The sequence below is a fragment of the Cryobacterium sp. TMB3-10 genome, assembly GCF_004402305.1.
In the GTDB taxonomy this organism is placed as follows: domain Bacteria; phylum Actinomycetota; class Actinomycetes; order Actinomycetales; family Microbacteriaceae; genus Cryobacterium; species Cryobacterium zongtaii.
The window spans coordinates 104,060-118,899 of the sequence record NZ_SOGH01000021.1; the positions used below are offsets into that span (position 1 = coordinate 104,060).

The 14,840-nt window shown below is 68.6% G+C and carries 15 protein-coding genes; 10 read left to right on the forward strand and 5 right to left on the reverse strand.

Translation table 11 applies throughout. The annotated features are described in order from the left end of the window. Positions 1–61 precede the first annotated feature (61 nt). From E3T22_RS11895 to E3T22_RS11915, 5 genes are all read right to left on the reverse strand, one after another. Entirely contained in the window at positions 62–1,042 is a 981-nt protein-coding gene (locus E3T22_RS11895; protein WP_134480650.1) for a hypothetical protein, read from the reverse strand. Between the two features lie 211 nt (positions 1,043–1,253). Further along, the gene (locus E3T22_RS11900) at positions 1,254–2,138 is read right to left on the reverse strand and encodes a TIGR01777 family oxidoreductase (protein WP_088455712.1); all 885 of its coding nucleotides are present in this window, start codon (positions 2,136–2,138) and stop codon (positions 1,254–1,256) included. 3 nt (positions 2,139–2,141) lie between these two features. Beyond that, positions 2,142–2,567, reverse strand: a complete 426-nt coding sequence (locus E3T22_RS11905) for an OsmC family peroxiredoxin (protein WP_088455713.1) — start codon at positions 2,565–2,567, stop codon at positions 2,142–2,144. 98 nt (positions 2,568–2,665) lie between these two features. Continuing rightward, positions 2,666–3,181 carry a DUF4395 domain-containing protein gene (locus E3T22_RS11910; RefSeq protein ID WP_134480651.1) on the reverse strand — a complete coding sequence of 172 codons (516 nt, stop codon included), beginning with the start codon at positions 3,179–3,181 and terminating at the stop codon, positions 2,666–2,668. Further along, positions 3,178–3,639, reverse strand: a complete 462-nt coding sequence (locus E3T22_RS11915; RefSeq protein WP_134480652.1) for a thioredoxin family protein — start codon at positions 3,637–3,639, stop codon at positions 3,178–3,180. Before E3T22_RS11915 ends, E3T22_RS11910 begins: the two co-directional genes overlap by 4 nt. Positions 3,640–3,752: 113 nt before the next feature. Between E3T22_RS11915 and dapA the strand changes: the two genes are divergently transcribed. The 10 genes from dapA to E3T22_RS11965 all read left to right on the forward strand — a co-directional run bounded on the left by dapA (position 3,753) and on the right by E3T22_RS11965 (position 14,674). Next, complete coding sequence (gene dapA, locus E3T22_RS11920) at positions 3,753–4,730, forward strand: 4-hydroxy-tetrahydrodipicolinate synthase (protein WP_088455716.1); 978 nt, start codon at positions 3,753–3,755, stop codon at positions 4,728–4,730. Positions 4,731–4,816: 86 nt separating this feature from the next. Beyond that, a complete protein-coding gene (locus E3T22_RS11925; protein ID WP_088455717.1) occupies positions 4,817–6,493 on the forward strand; it encodes a ribonuclease J in 1,677 nt (558 codons plus the stop codon). A gap of 203 nt (positions 6,494–6,696) precedes the next feature. Continuing rightward, the gene (locus E3T22_RS11930; protein ID WP_174776450.1) at positions 6,697–7,761 is read left to right on the forward strand and encodes a hypothetical protein; all 1,065 of its coding nucleotides are present in this window, start codon (positions 6,697–6,699) and stop codon (positions 7,759–7,761) included. Beyond that, positions 7,758–8,492, forward strand: coding sequence for an ABC transporter ATP-binding protein (locus E3T22_RS11935; protein WP_134408859.1), 735 nt, complete (start codon positions 7,758–7,760; stop codon positions 8,490–8,492). Before E3T22_RS11930 ends, E3T22_RS11935 begins: the two co-directional genes overlap by 4 nt. Further along, entirely contained in the window at positions 8,489–9,715 is a 1,227-nt protein-coding gene (locus E3T22_RS11940) for an ABC transporter permease (protein WP_088455719.1), read from the forward strand. The genes E3T22_RS11935 and E3T22_RS11940 overlap by 4 nt, the downstream gene beginning before the upstream one ends. 144 nt (positions 9,716–9,859) lie before the next feature. After that, complete coding sequence (locus tag E3T22_RS11945) at positions 9,860–12,772, forward strand: DNA translocase FtsK (protein WP_088457928.1); 2,913 nt, start codon at positions 9,860–9,862, stop codon at positions 12,770–12,772. Between the two features lie 4 nt (positions 12,773–12,776). Further along, complete coding sequence (gene pgsA / locus E3T22_RS11950) at positions 12,777–13,379, forward strand: CDP-diacylglycerol--glycerol-3-phosphate 3-phosphatidyltransferase (protein ID WP_088455720.1); 603 nt, start codon at positions 12,777–12,779, stop codon at positions 13,377–13,379. Beyond that, on the forward strand, positions 13,372–13,911 hold the full coding sequence (locus E3T22_RS11955; RefSeq protein WP_134480653.1) for a CinA family protein: 540 nt from the start codon (positions 13,372–13,374) through the stop codon (positions 13,909–13,911). Before pgsA ends, E3T22_RS11955 begins: the two co-directional genes overlap by 8 nt. 165 nt (positions 13,912–14,076) lie before the next feature. Then, entirely contained in the window at positions 14,077–14,385 is a 309-nt protein-coding gene (locus tag E3T22_RS11960; RefSeq protein WP_088455722.1) for a helix-turn-helix domain-containing protein, read from the forward strand. Positions 14,386–14,452: 67 nt separating this feature from the next. Next, positions 14,453–14,674 carry a DUF3046 domain-containing protein gene (locus E3T22_RS11965; protein WP_088455723.1) on the forward strand — a complete coding sequence of 74 codons (222 nt, stop codon included), beginning with the start codon at positions 14,453–14,455 and terminating at the stop codon, positions 14,672–14,674. Positions 14,675–14,840 lie beyond the last annotated feature (166 nt).

Here is a 14,840-nt window from a genome sequence, read left to right on the forward strand (position 1 = left end):
TACCCGCATACCTCGAGTCGCCCACCTCGCGCCCGGCCTGCTCCGCGCCGCACCGGCCCGCTCAGCGCCCGGCCAGCCGGGGGCGCCCCGGCGTGAGGCCCAGGTGCGCCAGCCGCGCCGACAACCGCGGCACGCTCATCCCGGTGGCATGGTCCCAGCGAACGAAGCCGAGCACCTGCAGCCGAATGGCATCCTCGCGGAGCTTTTCCTCGTACACGACCTCTGCCGGGGTGCGTCCGGCGAGCAGCACGGGATCGAAGTACTTCACTCGACCGTCGCTCTCGCCAACACCCCGCACGCCCCGCCAGAAGAAGTCTGAAAAGACGGTGCGGTCCTCGATCACGAACGGATGCTGCAACTCGGGTTCGGGAAGTCCGGCCAGCGCGATCGTCACCCGACTGCCCGATTCGTCTGGAGAGCCCGAGAGCGGCGTGGCAAAGTCGATCACCGTGCGCGCCCGCACCGAACCGCGGAACGGCAGCATCCGGTGCCACGTTTCGAGCAGGGTCACCCGGTCCGTGAGCGGCAGGATGCGACCGGTCCGATCCACCGCCAGAGCCCGATCGGCCGCGGCGACCGCCGACCGAAGGTCCACAATCGTTGCGAGCTCGATCACCGTGCGGGCTACCGAGGTGACTAGCACTCCGTCTTTCAGCTCCACATCGCGGGCGTCGAAGCCCACCGTGTGCTTGCGGATGCCCGGGTCAGAGCGGCCGCCGGCTGCACGCGGGCCCAGGAAGTGCACCTCATCGGGCCACGGTGCCTGCAGCGGTAGGTGCCACAGCACCGCGGCCGACTGGTGGGAGAGCGGCAACGCGCCTCGTCGGGCCAGCGCCGCCGCCCGCACTCTCAGTGCATACCGCTGGTCACGGTCGAGGCCGGCCCAGACCGCCGCGGGGCAGTGCTGGCCCCAGCCGATGCGGTGCAGGTAACCGCGCTCGGCACCGCGACGCAGGCGAAGATCGGCGCCGAGGGCTCGCCGATAGTCGGCGGCCAGGAGCACTTCGGGTGGGAAGGACGGGTGTTCTCGACGATCGGTCATCCAGCGAGTGTCGGCGCCGGGTGCCGCGGCCACGGCGATCGAACCGTGGTCGTTCACAACATCGGGCCGGCGCCCCTGTGGAGGACTGCCCAGCCATCGCGCGGGGCGGCCCCCTGGGATGCGTAGTGCGGGTCACGCGCCGTTATGCGGGTGGCGCGCCACCCGCATAACGGCGCGTACCCCGCATAACGAGATCGCGCCCCCCAAAGGCCTAGCGCAGCATCCAGGTGACAGCTTCGGCGGCCGTACGGTGGGTGAAACGGAACCCGTCGGCCTGCAGCTTCGCCGAGCTCACCCGCTGGTCGGCGAGCAACAGTTGCCGGGCGGCATCCTGCAGCGCCAGGGTCAGCACGAACTCGGGCACCGGAAGGAAGAACGGCCGGCGCAGCGCCGAGGCCACGGCCCGGATCACCTCGTTGGCCGTTGCCGGGGTGGGGCCGGTGAGGTTCACCGGGCCGCTCAGCTCCGAGGTGAGCAGGTGCACGATCGCCGCGGCTTCGTCGTGGAGGCTTACCCACGGCCAGATCTGGCTGCCACGGCCGAGCGGTCCGCCGAGGCCGAGCCGGACGATCGGCATGAGGGGCTTCAGCGCGCCGCCCTTGGCGAGCACCAGGCCGGTACGCAGCAGCACCACCCGGGTGCCCTCAGGGGCCAGCCGGGCCTCCGCTTCCCAGGTCGTGACGACGGTGGCGAGGAAGTCCGAGCCCGGTGCGGACTCCTCGGTGAGCTCCTCGCCGGGCCGGTTGCCGTAGATCCCCACGGCGGACGCGTTCAGCAGCACCGTCGGTGGCGTGCCGGCCCGGCGCATGGCGTCGGTGAGGGTACGAGCGGCCTGCACCCGCGATTCCATGATCTGGCGGCGGTAGGACTTGGTCCATGGCAACCGCCCGATCGACGCGCCGGACAGGTTGATCACCGCGTCCACGCCGTCGAGCACGGTGGGATCCAGGGTCAGTGTCGCCGGGTCCCAGCGCACCTCCGACCTGGAGCGCGCGGGGCGTCGCACCAGACGCAGCACGGTGTGGCCGGCCGTTTCCAGCTGGCGGGTCAGTTCGGTGCCGATGAGCCCGGAGGCTCCGGAGATGAGTACGCGCACCGCTCAGGCCAGTTCGGCTTCGATGGTGATCGGGATGCCGGTCAACGCTTGCGAGATCGGGCAGTTCACCTTCGCGTCCTGCGCGAACGCCTCGAACTCCGCCTCGGTGACACCGGGAACGTTGGCGCTGACGAGCAGGTGGCTGCCGGTGACACCGGTGCCGGCCACGAACGTGACCGCCGCGGTGGTCTGGATGCTCGTGGGGGTGTGTCCGGCGTCGGCCAGGATCAGGGCCAGTGCCATCGAGAAGCAGGATGCGTGCGCCGCGCCCAGCAACTCCTCGGGGTTGGTCGTATTGGCGGTGCCCTCGGCCCGGGCCTTCCAGTTCACCGGGAACGACCCGCCGTGCGAGGAATCGAGCGTGACGGTGCCGGAACCCGTCGTCAGGTCTCCGGTCCATACGGTGGTTGCTTCGCTGGTCAGGGCCATGGTGATACCTCCTGGAAGTGGAGCACCAGCCTATCCGCCGGGCCTGAACCGTTCACAGGGAATCCTCGGGCGACGGGCAGGTTCGCCAGTCCCGCCGGTCAGGGCGCCGCCGGGCTGCGCCCGAGGACGCCGGCCCGCACCAGCAGGAGGTACAGCTGGCAGCCCAGGCAGTAGTCGAAGGCCGCGTTCAGGAAGGCCGCCACGAACGCGGCCGCCGCCGCGAGGGGCACGGCCACGATCACCCCGGCCAGGCCGAGCAGCACCCCGGTCAGGGCGACCAGCAGGCCGACACCCTGGGCGAAGGTGGGCGGGGCCGGGTCTTCGAGTTCGGCCGGCGGGCCGAGCCGCGGGCGCACGAGGGCCTTGTAGAACCACCCGTACGGATGCCGGGCGGCCCCGGCGATGGTGCCCCAGGCGAACACCGCGGTCTGCACGGCGAGCAGCGCCAGGGCGGCGTCGGAGGCTCCGACGAGGGCGAGGAAGATTACCGCCAGCAGCACGACGGCGGTGACGGCCGCGCCGAACCGGGGGCCGCGCGGGTCGATGCCCGTCCGCTTCCCGGCAGCGGCAGCGGCGGCGGCGGAAGCCGTCGCAGCGGATTCTGGCTGGGTCATCGGGACTCCTGAACGTTTCGGGCAAGGTCATCGAGGTGCGCGTGCAGGGCGGCCCGGTTCGGCACACCGCCCACCCGGGCGCGCACCCGGCCGGCCCTGTCGAGCACCAGTGTGGTGGGCGTCTGCAGAACCTTGAACCGCCGGGCGAGGTCGGCGCGATGGGTGAGGTCCACCTCCACGTGCCGCACGCCGGTGCGGGCATCCGCCACCTGGCCCAGCAGCACGCTCGTGCCGGGGCAGCGGGCGCAGAACTCGGTGGAGAACTGCAGCAGCGTCGCCTCGGCGCCGAAAACCATCGGCGTGTTCGACACGGTCAGGCCCAGCTGGGCGGCCGTGACGGCATCCACCGAGTCGGTCGAGCTCGTGAGCTGGCCCTGCCGACGGCGCCAGACCAGTCCCAGCGCGGTGGTCAACGCGACCAACAACACCAGAACGAGCAGGGCGGCGGCGGGGTTCATGCAGGCGAGGTTACGCCGCGGCGGGCCTCAGACCCCTCGTATGACGGCAGATGACGCGCGCGAGGGCAGGCGTGGAGGCGCGGGAGGGCGCGCTAGACGATAACCTGTAAAACGTGTCTACTCCTTACAACCCCTTCGGGCAGGTCCTCGTCGCCCTGGTGACACCTTTTACCGCTGACGGTGAGGTCGCCTGGGCCGACGTCGAGAAGCACATCGACGACGTCATCACCGCCGGGGCCGACGGCATCGTCGTCACCGGCACCACCGGCGAGACCTCCACCCTCACCGACCCCGAGAAGATCCGGCTCGTCGAGGTCGGCAAGGACGTTGCGGCCGGTCGCGCCAAGATCATCACCGGCGGCGGCTCGAACGAGACCGCCCACGCCATGCAACTCGCCAAGCAGAGCGAGAAGGCCGGCGCCGACGGCAACATGATCGTCACGCCGTACTACAACAAGCCCACCCAGGCCGGTGTTCTCACGCACTTCCGCATGATCGCGGATGCCACCGACCTGCCGGTGATCCTGTACGACATCCCGGGACGCACGGGCATCCCGATCACCTACGAGACCATCCTGCGCGCCGCGAAGCACCCGAACATCCTCGCCGTCAAGGACGCCAAGGGCGACCTGGCCCAGGTCAGCCGGGTGCTCAACCAGACCGACCTGCTCTACTTCTCCGGCGACGACCCCAACGTGCTGCCGCACCTGTCGATCGGCGCCACCGGCCTGATCGGCGTCACCGCGAACATCGCGGCCAAGCCGTACCGCCAGATGGTGGATGCCGTCAACGCGGGTGACCTCAAGGCGGCCACGCTCGCGCACCAGCAGCTTGAACCCCTCGTGCGCGCCGTGATGACCCACGTGCCGGGCACCGTCGCGGCCAAGTACATCCTGCACGGGCTGGGTCGCATCAGCAGCCCACGCGTGCGCCTGCCCCTGGTCGGCCCGGAGGAATCCGAGGCCGCCATGATCGAAGACGAAATCGACCTCGTCCGGAACATCCCCGGCGTCGACTTCACCAACTTCCGCCCCGACCGCAACGCCGCCGCCGGCGGGGCGCTGCCCAAGGTCGCCGGAACCACACGCTAAAAGATAAACGCACCACGGATCAACAGCAGCACCAACTCCACCCACCACTAACTTCACGCACCACCAACTCCACAATAGGAGGGCTTATGCCCAACGACGTATACGCACCGCCCGCGCTCCCCAAGGGAACACTCCGCGTCACGCCCATCGGCGGACTCGGCGAAATCGGCCGGAACATGACCACCTTCGAGATCAACGGCAAAATCCTGATCGTCGACTGCGGCGTGCTGTTCCCCGAGGAGCACCAGCCCGGTGTCGACCTGATCCTGCCGGACTTCACCCCGATCAAGGACCGCCTGAAAGACATCGTCGGCGTCGTGCTCACCCACGGCCACGAGGACCACATCGGCGCGGTGCCCTACCTGCTCAAGCTGCGCCAGGACATCCCGCTGATCGGCTCCGGCCTGACGCTGGCGTTCATCGAGGCCAAGCTCAAGGAACACCGCATCACCCCTTACACCCTGCAGGTGAAGGAAGGCCAGAAGGAACGCCTCGGCCCGTTCAACCTCGAATTCGTCGCGGTCAACCACTCGATCCCCGACGCCCTCGCCGTCGCCATCAAGACCGAGGGTGGCAGCGTGCTGCACACCGGTGACTTCAAGATGGACCAGCTGCCGCTGGACAACCGCATCACCGACCTCCGCGACTTCGCCCGCCTGGGCGAAGAGGGCATTGACCTGTTCCTGGTCGACTCCACCAACGCCGACGTTCCCGGCTTCACGCCGTCCGAGCGCGCCATCGGCCCGGTCCTGGAAGACGTCATCGCCCGCGCCCCGCGCCGGGTGGTCATCGCCAGCTTCTCCAGCCACGTGCACCGGGTGCAGCAGGTGCTCGATGCCGCTCACGCCAACGGCCGCCGCGTGGCCCTGCTGGGCCGCTCGATGGTGCGCAACATGACCATCGCCGCCGACCTCGGCTACCTCAAGGTGCCCGACGGTGTGCTCATCGACTTCAAGAAGGCCGGGAACATCCCGGACAACAAGATCGTCTACATGTCCACCGGTTCGCAGGGCGAGCCGATGGCGGTGCTCAGCCGCATCGTCAACAAGGAACACCAGATCGAGGTCGGCCCCGGCGACACCGTCATTCTGGCCTCCAGCCTGATCCCGGGCAACGAGAACGCGGTCTACCGCATCATCGACGGCCTGACCAAGCTCGGCGCGAACGTCGTGCACAAGGGCAACGCCAAGGTGCACGTCTCCGGACACGCCGCCGCCGGCGAGCTGCTCTACGTCTACAACGTGCTCCGCCCGAAGAACGTGCTGCCCGTGCACGGCGAATACCGCCACCTGGTGGCCAACGCCAAGCTCGCCGTGCAGAGCGGGGTGCCCGTCGAACGGGCCATCCTCGCCGAGGACGGCACCGTTCTCGACCTGCGCGACGGAAACGTCACGAAGGTCGGCCAGCTCGACCTCGGCTACGTCTACGTCGACGGTTCCACCGTCGGTGAGATCACCGAAGCCGACCTCACCGACCGGCGCACCCTGTCCGAGGAAGGCTTCATCTCGATCATCGTCGTGGTGGACAAGTCCACCGGCAAGGTCATCGTCGGCCCGGAGATCCACGCCAAGGGCTTCGCCGAAGACGACTCGGTCTTCGACTCCGTCCGGCCCAAGATCGAGGCCGCCCTGGCCGAGGCCGCGCAGAACGGCACCCACGACACCTACGCGCTCACGCAGGTCGTGCGCCGCACCGTCGGCCGCTGGGTGCAGGCGTCGTTCCGCCGCCGCCCGATGATCGTTCCGATGATCATCGAGGCGTAACCGCCCGCTGCACAGCACCACTGTCAACCCCCGGCCGCCCTCGGCGCCGGGGGTTGACGCGTTCTTGGGTCCCCGCACACCGGGGGTCATCCTTCAGGAGGATTTTGCCCGAAAGCCGCCTCGACGGGCCGGAACTGCCCCTAGGCTCGTGCCAGTCGACACCGTCAGGTGCGATGCGAGCATGGGGGAAATCAGTGAATGTGATGCGCAAATGGGTCTTTCCGATCCTCCGATTGCTCGTCGTCGCGGCCATCGCGGTGGCCCTGGTGAAGCTGGCGTTCTTCGCCGACGCCGCGGAAGCCCAGGACCCGGCCCAGCCGACCGGCCAGGTCGTGGAACCGCAGATCCCGGTTGCCCTGGGCACGATCACCAACGATGTGACGCTGCCCGGAACCGTGTCGGCGGATGCCGCCGTGCCCGTCAAGGCCGTCGCGGCCGGCACCGTCGACGAGATCTTCTTCGCCGCCGGAGCGACCGTCGCCGCCGGCGACAAGATCTACGACATCAAGGTCGAAACCGTGCGCGACCCCGTTGAGACGACGGACCCCGCCACCGGGATGATCGCCATCACCCAGCCCAAACCGGCGGTCACCTTCGAGAAGGTCTTCGCCCCCGCCGACGGCGTGCTCAGCGCCCTCACCGTCATCCACGGCCAGTCCGTCGCCATCGGGGACACCACCGGCCAGGTCGCGCCGCCCAGCTACTCGGTGAGCGGATCGCTCAGCCCCGAGCAGCAATACCGTCTCGTCACGCAGCCCACCGAGGCGTCCATCGCCATCACCAACGGTCCGGCCCCGTTCACCTGCACGGGCCTGCGCATCACCACCCCGCTGGCCGGGGCGGATGCCGGCGGCTCCGGCGGCGGCACCAATCCGGCGTCGGGCACCGGCACCGGCACCGGCACGGGCGGGGCGGGCGGCACCACCGTCAGCTGCGCCATCCCGGCCGAGGTCACGGTCTTCCCCGGCCTCGCCGCCCAGATCACCATCGCCGGCGGCAAGGCCGAGAACGTGCTCGTCGTGCCCACCACGGCCGTGAAGGGCTCTGCCGAAACCGGGGTCGTCTGGTTCGTGCTGCCCGACGGCACAACCGAGGAACGCCCGGTGACACTCGGGATGAACGACGGTACCTCGGTGCAGATCGTCGAGGGGCTGGCCGAGGGCGACCTGATCAACCAGTTCGTACCCGGCGCCACCGCCGTGAGCGGCTGCAGCACCGCCCCGGACGGCAGCGAGGTCTGCCCCGAGCCCGGAATGACCCTCCATTGACGCTCCTGCACCTGGCCGGCGTCACCCGCACCGTCCAGCTCGTCGACGGCCCACCGCTGACGATCCTCTCCGGCGTCGACCTCGACGTGGAGGTGGGCGACAGGGTCTCCATCGTGGGCCGCAGCGGCTCCGGCAAGTCCACCCTGCTCAACCTGCTCGGCCTGCTCGACAACCCCACCTCGGGTGACCTCGAGTTCGACGGTCGACCGGTGAGATCGTTCTCCTCCGGGGAGCGCGACAGGGTGCGCGGCCGCGACGTGGGCTTCATCTTCCAGCAGTTCAACCTGCTCCAGGGCCGCACGGCCCTCGAGAACGTGATGACCCCGCTGCTCTACGCGCAGGGCAAACAATTCTGGCAGCGGGCCCGCATCGCCACCGCGATGCTGGAACGGGTCGGCCTCGGCCACCGGCTGGGCGCCATGCCCGACAAACTCTCCGGCGGTGAACAGCAGCGGGTGGCGATCGCCCGCTCGCTCGTGCGCGGTCCGCGGTTGATCCTGGCCGATGAACCCACCGGCGCCCTGGACCTCGAGACAGGGGCGGATGTGATGGCGCTCCTCGACGAGGTCGCCACCGGCTCCGGCGCGGCCCTGATCACCATCACCCACGACCCGGCCATCGCGGCGCTGGCCAGCCGGCATCTGCGCCTGGACCACGGCGTGCTCACCGTGGCCGGCGGCCCGGTGGCCCCGGTCGTCCGCGACGACGAGCTGGCGACGGTGCCGGCATGAACCGGCTGCTCAGCAACGTGGTCGGCTCGTTCGTGGAGGCCTGGCAGGAACTGCGCATCCACAAGACCCGCGTGATGCTCTCCCTCATCGGCGTGGCCGTCGCGGTCTGCGCCATCACCACCGTCGTCGGCCTCGGCGCGGTGGCCCAGCAGTCCATCGTGGAACAGAACGAACGCAGCGGCGGCCGCAGCGCCACCCTCTCGCTCTACGCCGGATCGAACGACGGCAGCGCCATCGACCCGGATGTCATGCAGGAGTTCTGGGACACCTCGCTCGAGCGCTACGGCATCGACTACGCCAGCCGGGTGCTCTACACCACCCAGACCGTGCAGTTCACGGATGGTGCGGTGCCCGTGCAGGCGATCGGCGTCGACCAGCCGTACGGCACCATGCACCGCGTGGCACTCACCGAGGGGGACTGGTTCAGCGTTGACGACGCCGACCGCCTCGCACCGGCGGTATTGGTCAACCAGGTCTTCTGGGACCGACTCGGCCGGCCCGACCTGGCCACGCACCCCACCACCACGCTGCTGGGCGCCACCCCGACCACCGCCGTGATCACCGGGGTCTACCCGGTGAGCGTCTGGGAGACCGAGCCGGCCATGTACCTGCTCATGGACACCATCACCGCTCTCACTCCCGCCGACCAGCTCGCGGCCAGCGGCAGCGTCCCCAATTACGAACTATGGGTGCCGCCGGAAATCAGCGAGGACCTGATCGTTGCGCTGCAGCGGGATGCCCAAGGGGCGCTCGGCGCCGGCACGAACGTGTCGGTGAGTCGACAGGACTACGCTGCCTACAACGAGGACCCGTTCGCGTCGATCAAGCTGCTCGTCGGGGGAGTGGCCGGCCTGGTGCTGCTGCTCGGCGCGCTGGGTCTGGTGAACATCGCCCTGGTCACGCTCAAGCAGCGCATCCGGGAGATCGGGGTGCGGCGCAGCTTCGGCGCCACCGCCGGCCGGGTGTTCTTCTCGGTGATGATGGAGAGCATCGTGGCGACCCTGGTGGCCGGCGTGGTGGGGGTGATCGGAGCCGTGCTCATCGTCACCAATCCCATGCTGCAGGAGTTCATCAGCCAGGGCATGGTCACCGACTTTCCGCCGTTCCCCGTGGAGGCCGCCATCCTCGGCCTGGTCTGCGCCACCGTCGTGGGCGCCCTCGCGGGCCTGCTGCCCGCGCTGGTGGCGGTGCGCGTCAAGGTCATCGACGCCATCCGCTATTGACCATTCGCGAAAGCGGCCGGGTGGTCGCCACGGCCCTCTCGAAGCAGCCATACAGCCGCTTTCGCGAGCCGTGGGACCTTCCACGACCGGGTAATTGGGCGTGGGCTCACACCGATGTCGGCCGTCGGCGGTACCGTGGAACACATGGCTACGAGCACTAAGTCGACCGGGCGTGCCCGCAGCACACCTGCGCGCGGCACCGGAACGACCGCGCGCACCAAAGCCGGCAGCACCGCGACCCAGAAGACCGTCAAATTCGCCCCGACCGAGCCCAAGCCGGCCATCGCCGTGCGCATGTGGATGGGTCTGGCCCACGTCGCCGGCGGCGCCGCCCGCGCGCTCGGCCCCGAGCAGCTCTCCAAAGAGGAGCGCCGCGACGGCCTGCCCTTCTTCCTCGTGCTGCTGGCCGTCGCCGGCGCCGTGATCGAGTGGTTCCTGATCAACGACCCGGTGGCCCAGACCCTGGATGCTTGGACCTTCGGCGCCCTCTTCGGCCGGCTGGCCTTCGCCCTGCCGGTGATCCTGCTGCTCTTCGCCATCTGGCTGTTCCGCAATCCGAGCTCCGTGCACGACAACGGCCGCATCGGTATCGGCCTCTCGCTGCTCCTGGTCACGGTCTCCGGCCTCTGCCACATCTTCGGCGGGCAGCCCACACCCACCCAGGGCGTGGAGGTGCTCGCCCTGTCCGGCGGTGTCCTCGGCTGGATGATCGCGGCCCCGCTGATCTTCCTGATCACCACCGTCGGCGCGGCCATCGTCGTGATCCTGCTGCTGATCCTCAGCCTCTTCATCATCACCAAGACCCCGCCGAACAAGATCGGCGAACGCAGCCGTGAGCTCTACGCCTGGCTCTTCGGCACCCCGCTGCCGGCCCCAGAGGAGCGCGCGGCCGCCAAGGAGATCCGCCAGGAACGCATCCAGGCCCTCAAGACCAAGCAGATCGAACTCGACGGCCTCGACCCGGCCCACGACGACGACACCGACGAGGGCGCCCTGCCCTGGTGGCGACGTAACACCAGCAAACGCGAAGAAGACCCCGACTTTTCCAGCGCCATGTCGTCGGAGTCCGACGAGGCCCGGCCTCCCGCTGCCGACCCGCTCAGCACGCTGCTCAACGGCGGGGCGGATGCCGCCAAGGGCGGCTTCGACACCGCGCTCGAGTCTCCCCAGGCCCACGTTCCCCCCGTTCACACCGATCACTACGGCACCGAGGTGCTCGAAGACCTGCTCAAGGCCGAGGAAGCCATCAAACGCTTCACCGGCGAAGTCGCCGCGGTGCCGCACGCGACGGGCCTGCAGGCCGACGACCCGACCGGCCTCACCGAAGTGCTGCCGGGCCTGGACGACCTCGACGAGGCCGCCTCGGCGGTGGACCGGTCCGCGACCGAGCTGGGCTTCGGCGAGCAGCCGAACCTGCCCTACGTGCTGCCGTCGTCCACGACCCTCATCGCCGGTCCGCCGGCCAAGGCGCGCTCCGCCGCCAACGACGAGATCGTCAAGTCCATCACCGAGGTGCTCAGCCAGTTCTCGGTGGATGCGAGGGTCACCGGTTTCTCCCGCGGCCCGACCGTCACCCAGTACGAGATCGAACTCGGCCCCGGCGTCAAGGTCGAGCGGGTCACCGCGCTGAGCAAGAACCTGTCTTACGCCGTCGCCTCCAACGAGGTGCGCATCCTCTCGCCGATCCCCGGCAAGAGCGCCATCGGCATCGAGATCCCCAACACCGACCGCGAGATCGTCACCCTCGGCGACGTACTGCGCTCCGGCACGGCCACCAACAGCACCCATCCGATGACCATCGGTGTCGGCAAGGACGTCGGCGGCGGCTTCGTCATCGCCAACCTCGCCAAAATGCCCCACCTGCTCGTGGCCGGATCCACCGGCTCGGGTAAGTCCAGCTTCGTGAACTCGATGATCACCAGCCTGTTGATGCGGGCCAAGCCCAGCGACGTGCGCATGGTCCTCATCGACCCCAAGCGTGTCGAACTCGCCGCATACGCCGGCGTACCGCACCTGATCACTCCCATCATCACGAACCCCAAGAAAGCCGCCGAAGCGCTGCAGTGGGTCGTGAAGGAGATGGACATGCGATACGACGACCTGGCCAGCTTCGGGTTCCGGCACATCGATGACTTCAACAAGGCCGTCGTCAACAACGAGATCGTGCTGCCGGCCGGCAGCGCCCGCAAACTCAAGCCATACCCCTACCTGCTCGTGGTGGTGGACGAGCTCGCCGACCTGATGATGGTCGCCCCGCGCGACGTCGAAGATTCCATCGTGCGCATCACCCAGCTCGCCAGGGCCTCCGGCATCCACCTGGTGCTGGCCACCCAGCGGCCCAGCGTCGACGTGGTCACCGGCCTGATCAAGGCCAACGTGCCCTCCAGACTGGCCTTCGCCGTCACCAGCGTCACCGACTCCAGGGTCATCCTCGACCAGCCCGGCGCCGACAAGCTGATCGGCCAGGGCGACGCCCTGTTCTTGCCGATGGGCGCTTCCAAGGCCCTGCGGGTGCAGGGTGCCTGGGTGAACGAGGCCGAGATCGAACGGGTCGTCAAGCACGTCACCCAGCAGGCCCGGCCGGACTACCGGCCCGACGTCTCCGCCGAGGCGCCGCGCAAGGAGATCGACTCTGACATCGGTGACGACCTCGAGGTGCTGCTCGCCGCCGCCGAACTCGTGGTGTCCACCCAGTTCGGTTCCACCTCGATGCTGCAGCGAAAGCTGCGGGTGGGCTTCGCCAAGGCGGGCCGCCTGATGGACCTGCTCGAGTCCCGCGAGATCGTCGGCCCGTCCGAAGGTTCCAAGGCCCGCGACGTGCTCGTCACCGCCGAACAGCTGCCCAGCGTCCTGGCCAAGCTGCGCGGCTCCGACGCCGAGCACCACGCCGCCACTGCCCGATCGCAGTTCGAAGAGTCCCAGCGGTCGCAGGCGCACGAGCAGGCCACCCCCGACCCGCGCTACGCCGACGACCCGGTGGCGAAGATGAGCGAAGGGTACGCTGAGGAAGACGGCGACTCGGACGAAGACGCCTGGCAACTCACCGACAGGGAATGACCCCATGGCTACACCGACACCTGCGGCCCCGCCGTCCAATTGGAACCTGCCGAACATCATCACCATCGTGCGCATCCTGCTGGCACCGGTGTTCTTCTGGATGCTGCTGGCCGACAACGGCGCCGACGAGGCCCTCCGCTGGTGGGCCGCCGTGCTCTTCATCGTGGCCATCGCCACCGACGGCGTCGACGGGGCCATCGCCCGCCGGTACAACCTGGTCACCGACCTCGGCAAACTGCTCGACCCGATCGCCGACAAGATCCTCACCGGCGCCGCGCTGATCGGACTGTCCATCCTCGCCGAGCTGCCCTGGTGGGTCACCCTGGTCATCCTGGTGCGCGAGATCGGCATCACCGTCTTCAGGTTCGCCATGCTGCGCGACAGGGTCATCCCGGCGTCCCGCGGCGGCAAGCTCAAGACCATCGCGCAGTCCGTGGCGATCTCGCTGGCCCTTCTGCCGCTCTGGCTGGTCTTCGGCGACTGGATCCACTGGGTCAACACCATCGCCATGACGATCGCACTGGTGCTCACCGTGTACACCGGCGTCGAATACCTCGTCGCCGCGCGCCGGGAGAACAAGCAGGCCAAGCCGACCAGCAATGCCTGACCCGTCCGGCGCTGAACCGACGTCGGGCCCGGATGCCGCGGCCGCCCTCGTCGCCGCCCTCACCGCCAGACACCTCACCATCGCCGTAGCCGAATCCCTGACCGGCGGACTGCTCGTGGCCGAGCTCGTGCGCATCCCCGGCGCATCCGTCGTCGTGGCCGGGGGAGTCGTGGCGTACCAGACCCCGCTCAAGCACACCCTGCTTGGCGTGGACGCCCTGCTGCTGGCCGAGCACGGTGCCGTGCACCCCGAGGTCGCCAGACAGATGGCCACCGGTGTGCGCACCGCGCTGGCGATCGACGGGCGCCCGGCCGACATCGGCATCTCGACCACCGGGGTCGCCGGCCCCGACGAACAAGACGGCCAGAGCGTCGGCACGGTCTACCTGGGAGTGTCTTTCGGGGATAGGGTGCGGGCCATAGCGATTAGTCTCACCGGCGACCGGGCAGAGATCCGGATGCAAACAGTTGCGCACGCGATCGAAGCTGTGTGTCAGCTGATTGAATCCACAAAGCTTCAGATCGCGGAATAGTTCCTGTTACCGGTGGGTTACAGAACACATATTCACAAGTAAAGTCCAGTCATCCTCGGTAATCTGAGGTGTCGGATGGATAGAGTACTGTTGGCCATCCGCCACACAAAACTGACCGGTTGAGTGGGCCCCAGCAGACTAGACAGCACGAAGAAGGAGGTTCCGATGATTCTTGTTCGTCAGGAAATCGGCGATGTGCTCAGGGACTTCCGCCTGCAGAAGGGTCGCACCCTGCGTCAGGTTGCGAGCAAGGCAAGTGTGGCCCTCGGCTACCTGTCTGAAGTTGAACGCGGTCAGAAGGAAGCGTCTTCCGAGATTCTTGCTTCGGTCGCAGACGCGCTGGACACACCGATCTCGGTGATCATGCGCGAGGTCGGCGATCGGCTGGCCGTCATCGAGGGAATCGATCGTTTCCCCGACACCGTACCCGACGAGCTGGTTGCCAAGTTCGACGCCAGCATGATGATGCGCTAATCGGTCTTCTCCACGTTTCGCACCGAGTGCGCGTCAACCGAGTGAGCATCAACCGAGTGAGTACCGCATGCGATTGAGTGAGTTCCGCCAGGCCCTGAAAGACGAATTCGGCGAGAGCTACGGCAGGGTGCTCACCCGGGATCTGGTGCTGGGTCCGCTCGGACGGACCGCCGACCAGGCCCTCGCGGGCGGAGTTCCCGCTCGCGACGTCTGGTTGGCCCTCTGTGCCGAAACGGATGTTCCGCCGGCCCGCCGCCACGGCGCCGGGCTTCCTCCGGCCCGCAGCTGATCCGGTCACGCCGGCAGCACCCAGACACCAGCGAACCATGAGCCACCACCGGCCCGGCCCTCCAGCCGGGCCGTTCCTCGTTTCGCGAGAAGATTCCGACACACCACCCCAGCGTCGAATGTCTGTTCGGTTCTTGGTAGGCTCCTCCACAGTAGAAGTCGAAGAC